Origin of the sequence: Microcystis sp. BLCC-F210, from assembly GCF_042134685.1 — a bacterium.
GTDB lineage: Bacteria > Cyanobacteriota > Cyanobacteriia > Cyanobacteriales > Microcystaceae > Microcystis > Microcystis aeruginosa_D.
On sequence record NZ_CP169647.1, the window covers coordinates 2,948,307 to 2,968,566 of the forward strand.

Annotated in this window: 12 protein-coding genes and 2 tRNA genes; 7 read left to right on the plus strand and 7 right to left on the minus strand. The window is 47.3% G+C overall.

The genetic code is table 11. The features are described from left to right. Positions 1-256: 256 nt before the first annotated feature. Positions 257-1,144, minus strand: coding sequence for a CoA-binding protein (locus ACE3JL_RS14150; protein ID WP_375327752.1), 888 nt, complete (start codon positions 1,142-1,144; stop codon positions 257-259). A gap of 131 nt (positions 1,145-1,275) precedes the next feature. After that, complete coding sequence (locus ACE3JL_RS14155) at positions 1,276-2,460, minus strand: ATP-grasp domain-containing protein (protein WP_375327753.1); 1,185 nt, start codon at positions 2,458-2,460, stop codon at positions 1,276-1,278. A 455-nt stretch (positions 2,461-2,915) separates the two neighbouring features. On the opposite strand from ACE3JL_RS14155, the gene ACE3JL_RS14160 reads away from it, so the two are divergent. Next, the gene (locus ACE3JL_RS14160) at positions 2,916-3,593 is read left to right on the plus strand and encodes a hypothetical protein (protein WP_271992182.1); all 678 of its coding nucleotides are present in this window, start codon (positions 2,916-2,918) and stop codon (positions 3,591-3,593) included. 53 nt (positions 3,594-3,646) lie between these two features. Here ACE3JL_RS14160 and ACE3JL_RS14165 read toward each other — a convergent pair whose 3' ends face one another. Both ACE3JL_RS14165 and gmd read right to left on the minus strand, forming a co-directional pair. Further along, positions 3,647-4,585 (minus strand): GDP-L-fucose synthase family protein, encoded by a 939-nt coding sequence (locus ACE3JL_RS14165; protein ID WP_375327754.1) that lies wholly within the window; start codon positions 4,583-4,585, stop codon positions 3,647-3,649. Between the two features lie 12 nt (positions 4,586-4,597). Further along, entirely contained in the window at positions 4,598-5,680 is a 1,083-nt protein-coding gene (gmd, locus tag ACE3JL_RS14170) for a GDP-mannose 4,6-dehydratase (protein WP_375327755.1), read from the minus strand. Between the two features lie 313 nt (positions 5,681-5,993). On the opposite strand from gmd, the gene rpsT reads away from it, so the two are divergent. The 4 genes from rpsT (at position 5,994) to ACE3JL_RS14190 (ending at position 14,980) form a co-directional block, all read left to right on the plus strand. Then, positions 5,994-6,287 carry a 30S ribosomal protein S20 gene (gene rpsT / locus ACE3JL_RS14175; protein WP_002786973.1) on the plus strand — a complete coding sequence of 98 codons (294 nt, stop codon included), beginning with the start codon at positions 5,994-5,996 and terminating at the stop codon, positions 6,285-6,287. A 50-nt stretch (positions 6,288-6,337) separates the two neighbouring features. Further along, positions 6,338-7,117 (plus strand): TatD family hydrolase, encoded by a 780-nt coding sequence (locus ACE3JL_RS14180; RefSeq protein ID WP_375327756.1) that lies wholly within the window; start codon positions 6,338-6,340, stop codon positions 7,115-7,117. A gap of 222 nt (positions 7,118-7,339) precedes the next feature. Beyond that, on the plus strand, positions 7,340-10,651 hold the full coding sequence (gene rpoB, locus ACE3JL_RS14185; protein ID WP_375327757.1) for a DNA-directed RNA polymerase subunit beta: 3,312 nt from the start codon (positions 7,340-7,342) through the stop codon (positions 10,649-10,651). A gap of 297 nt (positions 10,652-10,948) precedes the next feature. Beyond that, positions 10,949-14,980, plus strand: a complete 4,032-nt coding sequence (locus ACE3JL_RS14190; protein ID WP_271992189.1) for a DNA-directed RNA polymerase subunit beta' — start codon at positions 10,949-10,951, stop codon at positions 14,978-14,980. Between the two features lie 190 nt (positions 14,981-15,170). On the opposite strand, the gene ACE3JL_RS14195 is transcribed toward ACE3JL_RS14190, so the two are convergent. From ACE3JL_RS14195 to ACE3JL_RS14205, 3 genes are all read right to left on the minus strand, one after another. Continuing rightward, a tRNA-Pro gene (locus ACE3JL_RS14195) sits at positions 15,171-15,244 on the minus strand. A 40-nt stretch (positions 15,245-15,284) separates the two neighbouring features. Beyond that, a complete protein-coding gene (locus tag ACE3JL_RS14200; RefSeq protein ID WP_271992190.1) occupies positions 15,285-15,800 on the minus strand; it encodes a GNAT family N-acetyltransferase in 516 nt (171 codons plus the stop codon). 107 nt (positions 15,801-15,907) lie between these two features. Then, positions 15,908-15,992, minus strand: a tRNA-Ser gene (locus ACE3JL_RS14205). A 380-nt stretch (positions 15,993-16,372) separates the two neighbouring features. On the opposite strand from ACE3JL_RS14205, the gene ACE3JL_RS14210 reads away from it, so the two are divergent. Beyond that, the gene (locus ACE3JL_RS14210) at positions 16,373-17,158 is read left to right on the plus strand and encodes a peptidylprolyl isomerase (protein ID WP_271992191.1); all 786 of its coding nucleotides are present in this window, start codon (positions 16,373-16,375) and stop codon (positions 17,156-17,158) included. Positions 17,159-17,234: 76 nt separating this feature from the next. Then, positions 17,235-20,228, plus strand: coding sequence for a peptidase domain-containing ABC transporter (locus ACE3JL_RS14215; RefSeq protein ID WP_375327758.1), 2,994 nt, complete (start codon positions 17,235-17,237; stop codon positions 20,226-20,228). Positions 20,229-20,260 lie beyond the last annotated feature (32 nt).

Consider the following 20,260-nt stretch of genomic DNA (forward strand, 5'->3'; position numbering starts at 1 on the left):
TGAAAGGGTTAATCTAGAATAGGATTTTTTTTGATCTTGCCGTTTCGATTGTCGCTGATTTTTCCTAATTTTTGCCTGTTGCCATCTTTATCTTGGCCAGTCTGAGGAATCACAGGGGATCTACCATAATATAGTAGCTCTCAGGAATTGTCATCGAAGATCCCCTAGGCAGGATGGGGGTTAAACATCCTGTTAGGTGCTTATTTTGGCAGAATATTGTCCGATTATAAGTATTGTTGGAGCAATGGGGTCAAATTCAGGACAAGACTTTAGCTAAACAGGCGGGTAAATCGGCCAATTTTTCCACCACTGTCACCCCAGCTTCTTGAAAATGACGTAAGCTATCTTTTCTGGTATTCTTAGCGGCAACAGAGTAGGAAAGTTGGTTAGAAATAATTGTTTCTGTATCGCCGAAATTGATTTCAATCGCTGCATTTAACCCGACAAGATAGGCAATCACTGGTTTTTCAATTGCCGAGGCAATATATTTGGCTGCCTCGATTTCGGCCTTTCCTCCCACCTGACTGACGAGGAGAATTGCCTCGGTATTGTCATCTTCCTCGAAAACCTGCAACCATTGGGACAAATTGGAGCCAATAATGCCGTCAGTACCCAAATTTACCGCCATAGATTCACCATAACCGGCTGCTGTTAAAGTTTTCGCCACTTCATCCCCTATGCGATCGCCGCGGGTGATCAGACCGATTGTCCCCAATTGATAAAAACTGGGTTCACAAATACCCAACCAAAGATAATTGGGAATAATCACACCCTGGCTGCCAGGGCCGAGAATTAATGTCCCGGTGGTACTAGCTATCTTTAATAATTCCACCAGATCCAAGGGAGGAACTCCGGGGGTGACGATAATTAATTGGGGAATGGCTGCTGCGATCGCTTCTAAGGCCGCATCTAGGACTTGATTGGGGGGAACTAAAATTAAACTGGTTTGGATTTCCCCTGCTTGAGCAACGGCCTCGGCCACTAGATCAAACACTGGTATCTCTGCGATTATCTCACCACCGTGGCCACTTGCCACCCCCGCTACTAAACAGGTTCCCTGAGCTTTTAATCGTGCCGCATAATATTTGCCTAGGGGTCGATCGATCCCTTGCATAATTATCTGATCTTTATCTGTCCATTTCATATATTAAGTGTTGGGAGTTGTTTCAGTAATCAGTAAACAATAATCAGTGAACAGTAATCAGCTTCTGAAGGAGAGTCAAAGGTTTTAGATTCGTCCCTTGTGAACTGAAAACTCACATCTGATCACTGATTCTAGGCTAATTTAATGGCTGCAGTGACCACCTCTTCTAAAGACTCTAACCAATGAAAGTTAACATCAGCTAAACTCTGACTGAGATCGATCGCTTGGCTGTCAGCTAGGACGCGAAAAATTATTTGTGGTAGGGAGGGATTGAGAAAAGATCGAGGTTGCAAGGTTTGTCTTTCCTGTCGGGTGGCCCGGATCGTTCGCTCGCCGCTGCCCCGGCTAGGTGATAATGGGCTATAACTGCGGTAGTAATTGCTAATAGACTCGATCGCTTTTTGTCCAAAATCGGGATAACTGACGATATCAACGATAACTACTTTTAAATCGGGCAGTAGTTGGAATTGTTGCAGGCCGGCCTCTATTTGCTCGTTTAATTGCTCTAATTCTAGTCTTTCCTCCAGTATAAGCCAGGCTGCCAGTTTTGCCCCCTTACTGGCTAAGGCATCCCAGACAGTGGACATCAAACCCTGGCCATTGCTAATCACGGCTATTTGGCCAGTTTGATCAATTATCGACCAAGGGGATTGTAATTGGGGAGGCGTCAAGGCCAGAAGATCGAGATGTCTAGGTAAAGCGGCATCATTAACACTTATTTTGCCATCTAGGGCCATCACTTCTCCAACTTCGTTGATACCCAGGGGATTAATCTCGATAATATCGAGATCTTTGCTGACAAAGAGACTATACATTTTTTCGAGAATTTGACTGATAGACTCGATCAAAGACCCTCTTAAACCCATAGATACGGCTAATTGCCGACAGAGATAGGGGGAAAATCTCTCTTCAATGACCACTTTTTGCATGGTTGCCAGTAAACTGTCCACATCCATTCCCCCTTGACTTGCACCCAGTAAAACCGGTCTTTGCAGATGATAATCGAGTAAAATCGCTAAAAATATCTCCTGTTGCGGATTGTAGCGGGCTTCTGCTAAGATTACCTCTGGATATTCTCCAGCGATCGGTAAATGAAAAATAGCATGGGCAGCAGCGATCGCATCGATGGTATTAGCGACAAATTTCACCCCTCCTGCTTTTCCCCGTCCTCCCGCTCGTACCTGGGACTTCAGCACAATCGGATAGGGAATGTTTAATCTTTTTAGTCCCCCCGGTTCGTGGATTGGTTGGGAAGGTAAAATGGGGATGCCGACTTGAGCAAATATTTCCTTGGCCTGGTATTCGAGTAAATCCATAATTGATTAGTTGATAAAGTGGCGATTCTCTCTTTGCTCGTTTCGGTAGCTGGGGGACCATGAAGATTATTTTAGCAACAGCATCCGGTTCGCGGGTGATCAGGGAGAATATTTTTGGTTGATAGGGGTGGGGGACTGATCGTGACGGCAATCTTGATCGCAAAACTTACAGTTAATTCGATCGGGTGATTTTTTTTTGATAGGATTGAACCTATAATTCTCCCATAAATAGTTATTGTTCCCCATTAACCGTGCCAAACCAAGAACTGCGGACAAATCAAGAGTTTTGGCGTTTCAATAGACCAAATAAACTAATAACTGCCAGTTAGTCCGAAATATCGGTTATTTTTGGCTAAAATTTTCCTTATTTTCCGCATTTTCTTGCTTGGAAACAAACTTTTTTACGCTTTCGTCTCTATCTTTAATTCTCTCCCACTAGGAAACTCAAGGGTAAGATGCTATATTTTCAAAAGCAGGGTCGTCATCATCCTCTGATCCTATTCACAATGCTTTTAAGTGCTTCTTTCGTTGTGGTCTCCCTTTCCGTGACTCCTGCGATCGCACGTCAATTCGCCCCAATTAACCCGATTAAACCAATTCCTTTGGGAAATGATCGATTAATTCCTGCTGGCACAGATATCCCTGTAAGATACGACCAAGGGGAAAAAATTCTTTTAACCAAACAAGAAACTTTTTCTCTATCACTGACCGTAACCGATAATATCAAAAATTCCCAAGGACAGACAATTATTCCCGATGGTAGTCAGATTATCGGAGAAATTAAACCCGATGGTCAAGGTTCGCGTTTTTTATCCCAAAAAATCTTTTTAAAAACCCGTCAACCCCAAGAAAAATCTATTGATGCTATTTCGGCAGTTTTCACCCGTCTAGAAAGGCTAATTAAGGGAGTTAACCCCGATAAAATTATTCAGGGTGCAGTATTAGGAAAATCCGCTGCTTCTGTCCTCGCTTCCTTTACTTCTGACCAACCAGTTAGCGAGGGATTATTACGAGGAGGAGGATTAGAAGTATTAGCCGGTTGGTTGTTACGAGGAGAATCGGTGGAATTATTGTCAATTAACCCCAAGGAAGATTTAAAATTAACTCTTCGTTCTGATTTTACCGGTCAGTAACCTTAAAAAAAGCAGGTGTGTTAGCGATTAATCTAACACACCTGCTATCGAGGCTAAGCGGCGTTTTGCCGATACCATTCAATGGTTTTTCGTAAACCTTCTTTAAATTCCATTTGAGCAACAAAACCGAATTTTTTCCGAGCGCGGGTTGTATCTAAACAGCGTCGCGGTTGGCCATTCGGTTTATTTATTTCCCAAACAATTTCGCCATCAAAACCCATTAAATCACAGATTAATTCCACTAAATCTTTGATAGAAATCTCATAATTTGTACCAAGATTAACCGGGTCTGATTCATTATAGAATTGACTGGCCATGACAATGCCTTGCGCTGCATCGGTGGAGTAGAGAAACTCCCGGGTTGGACTACCATCTCCCCAGACAGGAAGTTGTTTATCCCCCCGTTGTTGTGCCTCATAAACCTTGCGAATTAAAGCAGGAATTACATGGGAACTACCCGGATCAAAATTATCCTCTGGCCCGTATAAATTCACTGGTAAAAGATAAATTCCGTTGAAACCGTACTGCAAACGATAGGACTCTAATTGTACCAATAAAGCCTTTTTAGCGATACCATATGGCGCATTGGTTTCTTCGGGATATCCTGACCATAAATCGTCTTCACGGAAAGGTACTGGAGTAAATTTTGGATAGGCACAAATTGTCCCCACACAGACAAATTTTTGCACTCCTGCTAGATAGGCAGCGTGAATTAATTGGGTTCCCATCATCAAATTATCATAGAATAATTCGGCAGGTTTTTCCCGATTGAGACCGATACCTCCCACATGGGCAGCCAAATGGATAATTAAATCTTCTTCATCGGCCAAACATTGACAGTTTTCCCAGACTCTTAAATCACAATTCTTTGATCGAGGAATGGTAATTTTTTCAGGATTTGCCCCCGATGCAATTAATTGATTAACTACCTGCCGACCTAAAAATCCTGCCCCCCCAGTGACAACGATTCTTTGTTCGCTTAAATTCAGCATATTTTCACCTCTTTAATCCACAGTTGTCATGGAACGATGGCGAAGATAAGCCAAATCTTTTAATAACTGTTCACTATCACCACCGTTATTAAGATTAATCCCCAAAGCCGCTAAATCCGCATCTACCATTAATTTTACCAGTTCCTCGAACGTCACCGAAGGCTGCCAGCCTAATTTCTCCTTGGCTTTTGTGGAATCTCCTATCAATAAATCTACTTCCGCTGGACGCAAATAACGTTGATCAAACTCCACATAATCCTGCCAATTTAAATTAACGTATTGGAAAGAAATATCGAGAAACTCCCGGATAGAATAGGTTTCATTGGTCGCCACCACATAATCATCCGGTTCTTGCTGTTGTAACATCAACCACATCGCCCGCACATAATCCTTAGCATAACCCCAATCCCGTTTAGAATCGAGATTTCCTAGATAGATTTTTTTCTGTTGTCCGGCAATAATTCGGGCCAAAGCGCGGGTAATTTTGCGCGTGACAAAAGTTTCTCCACGACGGGGGGATTCATGGTTAAATAAAATGCCGTTACAGGCAAATAGGTCGTAGGATTCTCGATAGTTGATTGTTTGCCAGTGACCGTAAACTTTCGCACAAGCGTAGGGACTGCGGGGATAAAATGGCGTGGTTTCTTTTTGGGGAACTTCCATGACTTTCCCGAACATTTCCGAGGAACCTGCTTGATAGAAACGCACTTCGATACCGGTTCTTTTTTGGTAATCCCGAATTGCTTCTAGTAATCTTAAAACTCCCATCCCCACAGCATCAACGGTGTATTCTGGGGCATCAAAACTAACCCGCACGTGGGATTGGGCGCCTAAATTATATACTTCTACCGGTTGCACTTGTTCCAGGATACGCCGCAGGGTTGTCCCGTCGGTGAGGTCGCCATAATGGAGAAATAATTTAGCATCGGGCTGGTGGGGGTCAACGTAGATATGATCAATGCGATCGGTGTTAAAAGTTGAGGTACGACGGATGATACCGTGAACCTCGTAACCCTTTTCTAATAATAATTCGCTCAGATAGGAACCATCTTGACCGGTGATGCCGGTAATCAGGGCGCGTTTAGCTTCAGTCATCAGTAATTCACCTAATCAAAAAAATAAAGACCATGAAAGCGTCTGACTGCTTATAGCACACTTGAGCCGCTCAGGACAAGTTTAGCGATTAGTTATCGGCACAGTCGCAGCAAAATCCCCTGAACCTGAATTCAGGTTTGGCAGTCCCCCTAACCTTCAATCGTTCCCCGTCTGTGGGAACCTCATCCTGAAAATATTCCTGGGGTTGCGCCAATCTTGTCCAGAAAACTCTTGCAACAAATAGCACAAATCTGTTATCATGGTTTGTCTGTGTCCCGATTAACCATACCAGTATTGAGAACAAGAAACGACTGTGGCTAATACAAAGTCTGCACTCAAACGAGTCCAAATCTCCGAAAGAAATCGTTTACGCAACAAAGCGTACAAGTCGGCCGTAAGAACCCTGATCAAAAAATGTCTTGTCGCTGTCTCGTCCTACGGAGCTAACCCCAGCCCGGAAGGGTTAGAAAGCGCCCAACAAGCTCTATCGGAAGCTTACAGTAAAATCGATAAAGCCGTCAAGCGCAACGTCTTGCACCGGAACAACGGCGCTAGAAAAAAAGCCAGTTTAGCTAAAGCTTTGCAAAAAGTTAGCCAAGCCTCCTAGGAAACAATTAAGCTGTAATCAGGACAGACGCAACAAGCGATCGGGGGTCGATGCAATTAATAGATACGCACGTTCATCTGAACTTTGACGTTTTGCAAGCCGACTTGCCCGCTATCTCCGAACGTTGGCGAAGTGTGGGAGTCGTTCATCTGGTTCACTCCTGTGTTGAACCAGAGGAATTTGCGGCGATTAAAGCCATTGCTGATCAATTTGAAGAAATTTCCTTCGCCGTCGGTTTACATCCCCTAGGTGCCCAAAAATGGCGAGATAATAGTGCCGATCAGATCGAATCCCTAGCCCGATCTGATCGGCGCGTCGTGGCGATCGGGGAAATGGGTTTAGACTTCTATAAAGCGGATAACCAGGAGCAGCAAAAACAGGTGTTTTGGTCGCAATTAGAAATCGCCCATCGTCTCGATAAACCCGTGATTATCCATTGTCGAGATGCGGCCAAGGCAATGCGGGAGGAAATCAGTGCCTTTCGGCAACAAGTGGGCAAAATTGGCGGTGTGATGCACTGCTGGACTGGCAACCCCGAAGAAACTCAATGGTTTTTAGATTTGGGTTTTTACATCAGCTTTAGCGGCATTGTCACCTTCAAAAACAGTAAAACCGTGCAAGCTTCCGCCCAAATTGTCCCCAGCGATCGCCTACTGATCGAAACCGATTGCCCCTTTCTCTCCCCCAATCCCCACCGAGGTAAACCCTGTGAACCCTCTTTCGTCCGACCTGTAGCCGAAACCGTCGCCCGTCTGCGCGGCGTTTCTCTCGAAACCCTAGCCGAACAAACCACCCACAACGCCCGCAAATTATTTCAACTCCCCAGTTAAAAAACATAGTTTATTAGCACAGAGCAGGGGACGGGGAAATGGGGAAATGGGGAAATGGGGAAATGGGGGAATGGGGGAATTCAACTAAAACCCTAAAACCCCAACACCCTAAAACCCCAACACCCTAAAACCCTAACACCCCAACACCCAACCCCTAAAAACCCCGATCTCCGAGAGCAATTCCCGACCGTCGCTATCGTGTCATCAGCCCTTGTAACCATAATGAACAATCTTACCTTTAACCTCTTACCCGACCTCATCGAAATCCAACACTCCAGTTTTCGGTGGTTTTTGGAAGAAGGACTAATCGAGGAACTGAACAGCTTTTCCCCCATCAGCGACTATACAGGTAAATTAGAACTACATTTCCTCGGCCAGGACTACAGACTCAAAGAACCGAAATACAACGTCGATGAAGCCAAACGACGTGATAGCACCTATTCTGTTCAGATGTATGTTCCCACCCGTTTAATCAACAAAGAAACGGGAGAAAATATCGAACAGGAAGTGTTTATCGGCGATTTACCCCTGATGACCGAACGGGGAACCTTTATCATTAACGGGGCCGAACGAGTCATTGTCAATCAGATCGTCCGTTCCCCCGGCGTTTACTACAAAGCCGAAATCGACAAAAATGGTCGCCGTACCTACTCCGCTTCCCTGATTCCCAACCGAGGAGCTTGGTTAAAATTTGAAACCGACAAAAACGGCTTAGTTTGGGTCAGAATCGACAAGACCCGTAAATTATCCGCACAAGTTCTCCTGAAAGCGATCGGATTGAGCGATAACGAAATCTTTGACTCCCTACGCCATCCCGAATTCTACCAAAAAACCCTCGACAAAGAAGGCAATCCCAGCGAAGAAGAGGCCCTGCTCGACCTCTACCGCAAACTACGTCCTGGGGAACCTCCCACCGTCACTGGCGGACAACAACTGCTCGAATCGCGCTTTTTTGACAATAAACGCTACGATCTCGGTCGCGTTGGTCGTTATAAACTCAACAAAAAACTACGCCTCAACGTCTCCGATAACCAGCGCGTTCTCACCACTACCGACATCTTATCGGCGATCGACTACCTAATTAACCTCGAATTCGACATCGGCAACACCGACGACATCGACCACCTCGGCAACCGTCGCGTCCGTTCCGTGGGTGAACTGCTCCAAAACCAAGTGCGAGTAGGTTTAAACCGCTTAGAAAGAATCATTCGGGAACGGATGACCGTCAGCGAATCCCAAAACCTCACCCCCGCTTCCCTAGTCAACCCGAAACCCCTAGTAGCGGCAATTAAAGAATTCTTTGGTTCCTCGCAACTCTCCCAGTTCATGGATCAAACCAACCCCCTAGCGGAATTGACCCATAAACGCCGCATTTCCGCCCTTGGACCTGGCGGTCTGACCCGGGAACGGGCCGGTTTTGCCGTGCGCGACATCCACCCCTCCCACCACGGTCGCATCTGTCCGGTGGAAACCCCAGAAGGTCCCAACGCCGGTTTAATCGGCTCCCTAGCCACCTACGCTCGCGTCAACGACTACGGTTTTATTGAAACCCCCTGTTATGCTGTGGAAAATGGCCGAGTACGCTATGATCTCCCCGTTAAATACCTCACCGCCGACGAAGAAGACGATCTCAGAGTCGCACCGGGGGACGTGGCCACCGATGAAAATGGTTATATCCTTGGCGAAACTATCCCCGTGCGCTATCGGCAGGAATTCTCCACCACCTCCCCCGAACAAGTGGACTACGTTTGTGTTTCCCCCGTCCAAATTGTCTCGGTGGCCACTTCCCTGATTCCCTTCCTTGAACACGACGACGCTAACCGCGCCCTGATGGGTTCTAATATGCAACGACAAGCGGTTCCCCTGCTGCGTCCCGAACGTCCCCTAGTTGGCACTGGATTGGAAGCACAGGCCGCTCGCGACTCTGGTATGGTCATCGTTTCCCGTACCAATGGGGTCGTTTCCTACGTCGATGCTAACCGGATTCGCATCAAAGTGGCGGATGAAGACAAAGAGATTTTTGGCAAGAGCGAGATCGAGTACGAAATTCAAAAATATCAACGCTCTAACCAAGATACCTGCCTAAATCAGCGTCCTTTAGTCTATCAAGGGGAACAAGTTGTGCCGGGGCAGATCCTCGCCGATGGTTCCGCCACCGAAGGAGGAGAAATCGCCCTCGGCCAGAATATCCTCGTCGCCTATATGCCCTGGGAAGGCTATAACTACGAAGACGCAATTTTAATCAGTGAAAGACTGGTGGCACAAGACACCTATACCAGTATCCACATTGAAAAATACGAAATCGAAGCCCGTCAAACTAAACTCGGACCAGAGGAAATCACCAGGGAAATTCCCAACGTCGGTGAAGATGCCCTGCGAAACCTCGATGAACGCGGCATTATTCGCGTCGGTGCCTGGGTAGAAGCCAGCGATATCCTCGTGGGGAAAGTCACCCCGAAAGGTGAATCGGACCAACCCCCCGAAGAAAAACTACTGCGGGCAATTTTCGGCGAAAAGGCCCGGGATGTACGGGACAACTCCCTGCGCGTCCCCAACGGCGAAAAAGGCCGGGTAGTGGATGTGCGGGTATTTACTCGCGAACAGGGGGACGAATTACCCCCCGGGGCCAATATGGTAGTACGGGTTTACGTTGCCCAAAAACGCAAAATCCAAGTGGGCGATAAAATGGCGGGTCGCCACGGCAATAAAGGGATTATTTCTCGGATTCTACCCCTAGAAGATATGCCTTACCTCCCCGATGGTCGTCCCGTCGATATCGTTCTCAATCCCTTGGGGGTTCCCAGTCGCATGAACGTCGGTCAGGTGTTTGAATGTTTACTGGGTTGGGCCGGCGAAAATCTGGGCGTGCGCTTTAAGATTACTCCCTTTGACGAAATGTACGGGGAAGAAGCCAGCCGTTTAACCGTCCACGGATTGCTAGAAAATGCCTCGAAAAAACCCAATCGCGATTGGGTGTTCAAGGAAGAACACGCCGGCAAAGTCACCGTCTATGATGGTCGCACCGGCGAACCCTTTGACCGTCCCGTTACCGTCGGTATGGCCTATATGTTAAAACTGGTTCACCTAGTTGATGATAAAATTCACGCCCGTTCTACCGGTCCCTACTCCTTGGTTACTCAGCAACCCTTGGGCGGTAAAGCTCAACAGGGAGGCCAACGCTTCGGAGAAATGGAAGTTTGGGCCCTGGAGGCCTACGGGGCGGCCTATACTTTGCAGGAATTGCTAACGGTGAAATCCGATGATATGCAAGGACGGAATGAGGCTTTAAATGCGATCGTAAAAGGCAAGCCGATTCCCCGCCCGGGTACGCCAGAATCCTTTAAGGTTTTGATGCGAGAATTGCAATCCCTCGGCCTCGATATCGCCGTTCACAAGGTGGAAAATGCCCCCGATGGTACTTCCCGCGATGTGGAGGTGGATCTGATGGTCGATGTCGGCCGTCGCGCCCCCTCTCGCCCCACCTACGAATCCTTAACCACAGAAGACCTTGAGGAAGAAGAATCGGAAGTGTAATTTCAGTTATCAGTTATCAGTTATCAGTTATCAGTGAGAAGTCAGTCCCGATGAAAAAATTTTCACCCCCACAGATGAAAGAGGTTTCCTTCCCTACACCCGTTCGGACCTCGGCGTGAGCTTTTGTCGAACGCTGAGCTCACGGCCGAAGCCCACACCCTACACCCTCTTTCAAGTTAGGTGATGAGGAATTGGAGAGCGCCGGAGCAGCGAGAATAAATAAAAGCTGACGACCGACGACCGACTCCTTACCCCACGGTTAACTTTACTTTTGTCCAACCACTTACTGGGATCGAGATGTTTTATAACCAAACTGTTGACAAAGGAAAACTGAAAAAACTGATCGCTTGGGCCTATCAAAACTACGGTTCGGCGCGCTGTTCACAAATGGCCGATGAATTGAAAAACCTCGGGTTTCGTTTCGCTACCAAAGCAGGGGTTTCCATTAGTGTGGATGATTTAACCGTACCGCCGGCTAAACGACAGATGATCGAAAGTGCCGAACAGGAAATCCGGCAAACCGAACAGCGTTATGTGCGCGGGGAAATCACCGAAGTGGAACGCTTCCAAAAAGTAATTGACACTTGGAATAGTACATCTGAATCACTTAAAGATGAAGTAATTCGCAACTTCCAAGTCACCGATCCCCTCAACTCCGTCTATATGATGGCTTTCTCCGGAGCGCGGGGTAATATGAGCCAAGTACGTCAGTTAGTGGGAATGCGGGGATTAATGGCTAATCCCCAAGGGGAAATTATTGACCTCCCGATTAAGACTAACTTCCGGGAAGGATTGACCGTTACCGAATACGTTATTTCCTCCTACGGGGCCCGCAAAGGTTTAGTTGATACAGCCCTACGGACGGCAGATTCCGGTTATCTGACCCGTCGTCTAGTGGATGTGTCCCAAGATGTCATCGTCCGCGAGGCCGATTGTGGCACCAATCGTTACATCGAATTAACCGCCATGACCGATGGCGATCGCGTGTTAATTCCCTTAAGCGATCGCCTATTAGGTCGCTCCCTGGCCGAAGATGTGGTGGTCAAGGGAGAAGTGATCGCCACCCGTAACCAGATTATCGATGACGAAACCGCCGAAAAACTGGGCAAACTGGTCGATAAAATCAAAGTCCGCAGCCCCTTAACCTGTGAAGCAGCCCGCTCGGTTTGTCAAACCTGTTACGGTTGGAGTCTGGCCCACGGTCATCCAGTGGATATGGGGGAAGCAGTGGGGATTATTGCCGCCCAATCGATCGGGGAACCGGGAACTCAGTTAACCATGCGTACCTTCCACACCGGGGGTGTATTTACTGGAGAAGTGGCCCGGCAAGTGCGGAGTCCCTTCGAGGGAAGCGTGCGTTTTCTGCCGGGGTTAAGTATCCGTAACGTGCGAACTCGCCACGGGGATGAACGGGATCAAGTGGAGGCCCCAGGAGAAATTAAATTAACACCCAAGGATAAAACTAAAGAACCCGTCACCTACTCTTTAACACCTGGATCGCTGCTATTCGTCACCGATGGGGCAACGGTAAGCGAGGAACAGTTACTAGCGGAAATAACCTCCGATAAGGTTCAAAAATCCACGGAAAAAGCCACAAAAGACGTAACCAGTGACTTAGCCGGCGAGGTGCTATTCTCCCAATTAGTCCCAGAGGAAAAAACCGATCGCCAAGGCAATACCACCCGCATCGCCCAACGGGGGGGATTACTATGGATTCTCTCCGGAGAAGTGTATAACTTGCCCCCAGGGGCCGAACCTGTGGTCAGTAACGGCGATCAAGTACAAGTGGGAGATGTTCTAGCGGAAACTAAGTTAGTATCCACTAACGGTGGTTTGGTGCGTTTAGCCCCCAATAGCCGGGAAATCGATATCGTCACCGCTTCCGTGTCTTTGGATCAGGCCGAAGTAAAAGTAGAAAGTAGTGCCGGTCGGGAACAGTTTATTATTCATACCGGAGATGGTCAAAGCTTCCTACTGAAAACCACTCCGGGGACAAAAGTACAGAATCATGCCATTGTCGCCGAGTTAATCGATGATCGCTATCAAACCCACACCGGTGGCATGATTAAATACGTCGATATCGAAGTTGCCAAAGGCAGCCGTAAACAGGGTTATGAAATCACCAAAGGCGGCATGATCCTCTGGATTCCCGAAGAAACCCACGAAGTCAATAAAGATATTTCCCTCTTACAGGTGGAAGATGGCCAGTATGTGGAAGCAGGGGAAGAAGTGGTTAAAGACATCTTCTGCAACTCTAGCGGTGTGGTGGAAGTGATCCAGAAAAATGACATCCTCCGGGAGATTATTGTCAAACCGGGGCTGTTATTTATGGATCTTGAACCAGAATCCTCCGGAATTGCCCAAGAACAGTTAATTTACCCCGGAACACAGTTGACGCCCGAAGTGACGATCGAGGAGTTGCGGCAAGCGGAATGGGTGGAAACTAACGAGGGTTTGGGATTACTGCTGCGACCAGTACAGGAGTTCGTCGTAGAAGACCAATCCACTTCTCCCACCCAAGGTTCCGCTAACCAAGAAGGAGGGCGACATATCGAACTGCGATCGGTACAGCGCATCTTCTTTAAAGACGGGGAAAGAGTTAAATCCGTCGAGGGTTGTCAACTGATCAGCACTCAATTAGTCCTAGAAATTTCTAGCGAAGAACCAGAATCGGTCTCCCATCTGACGGCCGATATCGAGTTAGAACCGATTGAGGACAGGGATTGTCAGCGTTTACAGTTAGTTATTCTCGAATCTCTGGTGCTGCGTCGGGATAGTGATAATGATCCTTTAGGGGGTAATATTCAGACTCGCGTTCTCGTCCAAGATGGCGATGAAATCCCACCGGGGGCAGTGGTGGCCCGGACTGAGATTCAGTGTAAGGAAGCTGGAGAAATTCGCGGGATTCGCAAGGGAAGCGAAGCAGTACGCCGTCTTTTAATTGTCAGTGACCGTGACGAGTTTATTCTCCCGCTCCCCTTCGACGTAGCTCAGGGCAAGGCTGTTGCTCCCACCGTCAAAGCTGGGGATCTGGTAATCGCCGAAGCTGAGATCGCTGTCGGAGTTTTAGCCCCCAATTCCGGTCAAGTACTGGCCGTTGACCAAACCACCACCGGCTATGAAATCCGTCTGCGTAAGGCTCGACCCTACCGAGTATCGGCGGGAGCGATTCTGCACATCGATGAGGGGGATTTAGTCCAACGGGGCGATAATTTGGTGTTGTTGGTGTTTGAGCGCTCGAAAACTGGGGATATCATTCAAGGTTTACCCAGAATCGAAGAACTGCTCGAAGCCCGCAAACCGAAAGAGGCTTGTGTACTAGCACGCAAACCGGGAGTTTGTCAAGTGGAGTACCAAGATTCTGAGATCGTCGATATTAAGGTGGTCGAGGATGACGGCACGATCAGTGAATATCCGCTTTTAGGCAGTCAAAACCCCCTGGTGAGCGATAACCAGCGTATCGATGTGGGTCAGGCGTTAACCGATGGTCAGGCTAATCCTCACGAGATTTTAGAGGTGTTCTTTAATTATTATGTGGATAGCTTGGGCAGTTACGAGGCAGCCCTGAAAGCCTTGGAAAAAACCCAGATGTTCCTCGTTGATCAGGTACAGTCGGTTTATCAATCCCAGGGGATCGATATTGCCGATAAACACATCGAAGTGATCGTGCGTCAGATGACTTCTAAGGTGCGGATCGATGACGGTGGCGATACCAGTATGTTACCAGGGGAATTGTTGGAATTGCGACAGGTGGAGACGGTAAATGAAGCCATGTCAATCACCGGTGGGGCGGCGGCTAAATATACGCCTGTACTACTGGGGATCACCAAAGCTTCCTTGAATACCGATAGCTTTATCAGTGCCGCCTCCTTCCAAGAAACCACCCGCGTCCTCACGGAAGCGGCGATCGAAGGCAAGTCCGACTGGTTACGCGGTCTCAAGGAAAACGTGATTATCGGTCGTCTGATTCCGGCGGGTACTGGCTTCAATGCCCACGAAAACATGGCGGGGATCAGCGATTACACCCCCCCAGAGGAGGAATATAACTACAACAACAATCGTGGTTATTACGCTCCCCCCGGCGGTATCGGTTTCCCCCCTCGTCCCGGTTTCGGCGATAGTAGTGAGGATAGCGATATGATTCTTGACGATCAGACCGCTCGCGCCTACGCTGAGGGTGATGTGGTTGATTTAGAGGATGATGAGATGGCTTTCCTCTCCTCCCGCGGCAGCAGTCGCTTTAGTCGCCAACCCATCAGCGACAGCTGGTCAGAAGCCGATGAGGAAGGGGGAGAGGAGGATTTCGAGGAGGATTACGAAGAAGAATAATCGTTTGTAGATATCTTAAAAGGAGGAGTGGCAGGAAAAACCCTTGTTATTCCCCAAAAACCTCCTCCTTCTCTCCCCCAACTCCCTAATTTTCCAGCTAATTTCCCCCGACATTTGAGATAAAAGAAGGCAGCCTTTCTTGTTGACCAGAAGGGGAACAAAGTTAGGATTTTCTGAATTTTCTCTCCAGTCGGGATGACAGGATTTGAACCTGCGGCATCCTGCTCCCAAAGCAGGCGCGCTACCAAGCTGCGCTACATCCCGGAATAGACTCCTCTTTTAGTATAGCCTAAGATTCCCATTCTTAGTCGGGATACCAAAACATCCCTTTGATACCTTCGGGATCGAGAACAAAACCGAGACGACGATAGAAATCCACCACCTGCGGATCGGCGAAAAGAGTTATATTACTGATATCCTCACCCCGCAACTTCCTAATCATAAATTTCATTAATGCTTTACCAAAGCCTTTACTTTGATAGTGAGGATGAACAACCACATCCCAGACTGTAGCATTAAAAGCGTGATCGGAAGTGGCACGAGCAAAACCCACTAAACGACGGCGATTTCCTCGCACTTCCCACATCGACACCACTAAAAAACTACATTCGATCGCTTTTTTAACTTTGCGCAAAGGACGACGAGCCCACCCCACCGAGTCACAAAGTTCTTCTAACTCATATAAATCTAGCTCTCGATCGGTACTAAAAAACACTCGCGTCTGTCCGAGATCATTCTGGGTAACCTCGACTAAGTCTCCCGAATAGTCAGGAGATAAAGTGACTTCCGAGCTATTAAACAATCTTTTCCAAAAAACCATGCCGGGGGGCTACTGCCTCAATATTGTCCTTTTAGCCTAGTATATTTTATTTTCCCCCCCTCTAAGAACAATCGGGCTACCTGAGTGCAAATTTGATTAGTTGAGTACGGAGAGGGTGGGATTTGAACCCACGAACCATTGCTGGTTACTCGATTTCAAGTCGAGCGCAATCGACCACTCTGCCACCTCTCCAAGGCAGCTAGACTCACACTATATCATTAAATCTCTTGGATCAATCAAAAAATTTTCCGCCAATGCAGGGAAAAGGTGTGCAGATTATAAGCTTAAGAGTCAAAGGTTAAAATTTATTCTTCCCCCCTTCCCGGACTTCTGCCAGAGGTCTATTCTAGTACATTAGAAGCGTGATTAGGGGTTTCTGAGCAGGATTTTAGGCGAACCTATCGGCCAGACTACTTCCCCAATTTCGGTAATTTTTGGCTTTCACGGGGGAAAACTACAATTAGAATAGGGGAGAATGCTTTAAAATAACAATTTTGACGTATAATCACCTCAATAAAATTTAGAAGCTTCTAGGGTTTATAGTTTTAAACATTGAGGAAAATGTATTTATTATGAGTTCAATTATTGAAATCGGCGACCAAAAACTTAGCGAGGCACAAATCTTGCCTATTTTGGCAAAATATGGTATGTTGCCGCAGTTGCTCCGGGAGGTAATCATCGAGCAAGCGATCGCCAATATCACCTGCAATCCAGAAGAAAGAAACGCGGCCTATTCCCGTTTCTATCAAAATAATCAAATTGCCAACGATGAGCAAATGAAATCTTGGTTGCAACAAAACGGAATGGATTCCGAGCAACTAGAATATCTAATTCTGCGGGACATTAAATTGGAAAAATTTAAACAGGAGACTTGGGATAACAAAGTAGAATCCTACTTCTTACAAGTCAAAAATCAATTGGATAAGGTGGTTTATTCCCTGATTCGGACAAAAAATATCGGCATTGCCCAGGAACTATTTTTCCGGATACAGGATCGAGAAAATAGCTTCGCTGAACTAGCTAAAAAATACTCCCAAGGAGCAGAAGCAGAAAGCGGAGGACTAATCGGACCGGTGGAACTGAGCGCCCCCCATCCCCAAATCGGGCAAATTCTCAAAGCAAGTAAACCGGGGCAACTGTGGCCACCGACGCAAGTGGGAGAATGGGTCGTGATTGTCCGGTTAGAAAAATATTTATCCTGTGAATTGGACTGTCCCACCCGTCAACGCTTACGGAATGATTTATTCCAACAATGGTTAATGACTCAAATGCAAACAGTGAAATTTATCTCCGAATCAACCCTTCGACAAAGCTCAGGGCAAGCCCCAGTCAATAGCGAGCAGGGATCGATTATATAGCATTTCCTTGCAACACTGGGTAAACCCAATCTTTGCGCCTAATTATTTGCCAACTTAGTCAATTTTCGCCTAGCTAATGAGTTATACCACTTTAGATTTTACTGTCTTTCTGGAGACTGTACAGCCCTTTGATTGCCTACCCGTCGAGGTTAGACGTTCCCTCGGTCAGAAATTACAACCCTTTCGCTATGAGATGGGCAATGCCATACTCAAGTGCGATCGCTTACCCTCTCACCTCGTCTTTCTCTACGAGGGAGAGGCCAGACTTTTGGGTTACGATGCTAGGGTAAACAATCCGTTACCGGTTACTTTGGCTAAATTGCAGCCAGGAGATTTGTTCGGGTGGATGAGTCTCCTGCGCGGTACCCCCTGTGAAACGGTGATCGCTTCTTCGGAAGTCACTATCTGTTTAACCTTAAAAGAAGAGGATTTTTGGTCTTTAATCAATAATTACCCCGAATTTAAGCAATATTTCTTTCAACAAACCTCGATCGCTGAAGTTTATGCGACCCTAGGCTCCTATCTTAATCAACAGGCCTGGGGTGGGGGAGACCTGAAAGAAATGGCACAGGCTCTTTTAAACAGAGCTTGTGTGTCCTACAACCAGATTAACGATGATTATCTCTGGTTAGTCAGCGAAAATACCGACAATTATCCTATCGGCACAGTCATTACCCAAAATAATCCGACTAACACCCGTTTATTAGGTCTTTCCTCCAATCAGTTAGATGAATTCTTCGATGTAGCTCAGGGCAAGTTCTTGACGGTTGCAACCGAAGCGGCTGCGGAAACAGAAACGGACGATATCTGGGAAACCCAAGTCATTAAGGGAAATAAACCCACCCAGGTATTAGATATCCCCCAAGGAAAAATAAGCGACATCACCAGCGATATCGACCTTGAAAAAACTCTCCAGAAAAACCGCAAGTCATATCCTTTTTTCAGGGGAAAAACGGAACTAGAGGCGGTGAGTGCCTGTTTTCAGATGCTCTGCAAATATTTTAATATCCCCTTTCGCAAGGACGTGATCCAACGCATTCTAGGGGATCAACTGCAAAGAACTGGCAGCCTTTCCCTGCCCCTGTGTGGGGCTGTGGCCGAGGTAGTGGGACTCCATAGCCAATTAGTACCCCTAAATGCTTCTTCCTTGCCCAATATCAACCCTCCTGCCCTAATTCGCTGGCAAGACAGCATCGTTATCCTCTACGAAATCAATCAACGGGAAACCACGATCGCCGTTCCCGAACGGGGGATAATTAAACGCAAAACCAGCGAATTTCTGGAATCTTGGGGGGAAAAAGGGGAAGTAATTCTGCTTAAACCCACCAAACACACCCAGCAACAGCGTTTTGGCTTATCATGGTTTTGGCCTTCTGTCAAGAAACATAAACGAGTCTTAATAGAAGTTTTTATCGCTTCTTTCTTCGTGCAGTTATTTGCCCTGGCCAATCCCTTGATGATTCAGGTGATCATCGATAAGGTAATCGTGCAGAATAGCCCAGAAACTCTGAATACCCTCGGGGTTTTCCTGTTAGTAATTGCCGTTTTTGAGGGAATTTTAACCTTTTTGAGAACATCTCTTTTTGTCGATACCACTAACCGCATCGACATGACCCTCGGTTCAGAAATTATCGATCACCTGCTGCGCCTACCCCTGAAATACTTTGAACGGCGGCCTGTGGGGGAAATTTCGACAAGAATCAATGAATTAGAGAATATTCGGCAATTTTTAACAGGCACAGCCCTAACGGTGGTATTAGATGCCATTTTCTCGGTTATCTACATCGTGGTTATGTTGATCTATAGCCCGATTCTAACCGTTTGGGCCCTAGGGGTCGTGCCGATTTTAGTTCTCTCCACAGCTATTTTCGCACCGATCGTGCGGCGACAACTGCGAGCAAAAGCAGAACGAAACGCCGAAACCCAATCCTATCTAGTGGAGGTGATGACGGGAATCCAAACAGTAAAAGCACAGAATATCGAATTGCGTTCCCGTTGGCAGTGGCAAGAACGTTATGCGCGCTATGTGGCCGAAGGTTTTCAAACGGTAATGACCTCAACTTTGGCCGGTTCCTTTAGTCACTTCTTTAACCAATTATCGGGTTTATTAGTGCTGTGGGTGGGAGCAGCCCTAGTTTTAGACGGACAACTCACCCTTGGTCAATTAATCGCCTTCCGGATTATCTCTTCCTACGTTACCTCGCCGATTCTGCGTTTGACCCAACTCTGGCAAAACTTCCAAGAAACCGGCTTATCCCTAGAAAGATTGGCCGATATCGTCGATACTCCCCAAGAAGCGGAACTCGATCGCCAAAACATCCCCATGCCCTTAATTAAAGGCACTGTCACCTACGAAAACCTGGCTTTCCGCTTCAATCCCCACGGCGCCCTGCAATTGTACAACGTCAATTTAGAATTCCCCGCCGGCACTTTTGTCGCTTTGGTGGGAGAAAGTGGCGCTGGGAAAAGTACCATCACTAAACTATTAGCTCGTCTCTACGAACCAGAATCGGGACGGATTCTCATCGATGGCTACGATATCAACAAAGTGGAACTCTATTCCCTGCGTCGTCAAATTGGCATGGTTCCCCAAGAAACTCTATTATTTGACGGTACGGTACAGGAAAATATCGCCCTGACTAACCCCGATGCGACTGTAGAGGAAATTGTCTCGGCAGCGAGAGCAGCCGCAGCCCACGAATTTATTATGACCCTGCCCAATGGCTATAATACCCGCGTCGGTGAACGGGGGGCATCCCTATCGGGGGGACAACGACAACGGGTTGCGATCGCTCGTTCCGTCCTGCAAAGACCGCAAATTCTCATTCTTGATGAGGCCACCAGCGCCCTTGACTATAACACTGAACGGCAAGTGTGTCTGAATCTCAAGGAAGCCTTCAAGGATCATACGGTCTTCTTTATCACCCATCGTTTAGCTTCGATCAAATCCGCCGATATTATTGTCATGATGGATAAAGGGACAGTAGCGGAGGAAGGCACCCACGAGGAATTAATGGCCAAAAAAGGCCTTTACTATACTCTCTATAAACAACAGGATTCGCAAATCTAGTCAGTCAGGGAACAGGTATTAGGAGATAGGGG

Excerpts from the sequence above, each read along its gene's own strand:
- ACE3JL_RS14180 (WP_375327756.1), top strand. The coding sequence starts at position 6,338 with ATGCAATTAATAGATACGCACGTTCATCTGAACTTTGACGTTTTGCAA.
- ACE3JL_RS14155 (WP_375327753.1), bottom strand. The coding sequence starts at position 2,460 with ATGGATTTACTCGAATACCAGGCCAAGGAAATATTTGCTCAAGTCGGC.
- ACE3JL_RS14210 (WP_271992191.1), top strand. The coding sequence starts at position 16,373 with ATGAGTTCAATTATTGAAATCGGCGACCAAAAACTTAGCGAGGCACAA.
- rpoB (WP_375327757.1), top strand. The coding sequence starts at position 7,340 with ATGAACAATCTTACCTTTAACCTCTTACCCGACCTCATCGAAATCCAA.
- gmd (WP_375327755.1), bottom strand. The coding sequence starts at position 5,680 with ATGACTGAAGCTAAACGCGCCCTGATTACCGGCATCACCGGTCAAGAT.
- ACE3JL_RS14215 (WP_375327758.1), top strand. The coding sequence starts at position 17,235 with ATGAGTTATACCACTTTAGATTTTACTGTCTTTCTGGAGACTGTACAG.
- ACE3JL_RS14165 (WP_375327754.1), bottom strand. The coding sequence starts at position 4,585 with ATGCTGAATTTAAGCGAACAAAGAATCGTTGTCACTGGGGGGGCAGGA.
- ACE3JL_RS14150 (WP_375327752.1), bottom strand. The coding sequence starts at position 1,144 with ATGAAATGGACAGATAAAGATCAGATAATTATGCAAGGGATCGATCGA.
- ACE3JL_RS14200 (WP_271992190.1), bottom strand. The coding sequence starts at position 15,800 with ATGGTTTTTTGGAAAAGATTGTTTAATAGCTCGGAAGTCACTTTATCT.
- ACE3JL_RS14160 (WP_271992182.1), top strand. The coding sequence starts at position 2,916 with ATGCTATATTTTCAAAAGCAGGGTCGTCATCATCCTCTGATCCTATTC.
- ACE3JL_RS14190 (WP_271992189.1), top strand. The coding sequence starts at position 10,949 with ATGTTTTATAACCAAACTGTTGACAAAGGAAAACTGAAAAAACTGATC.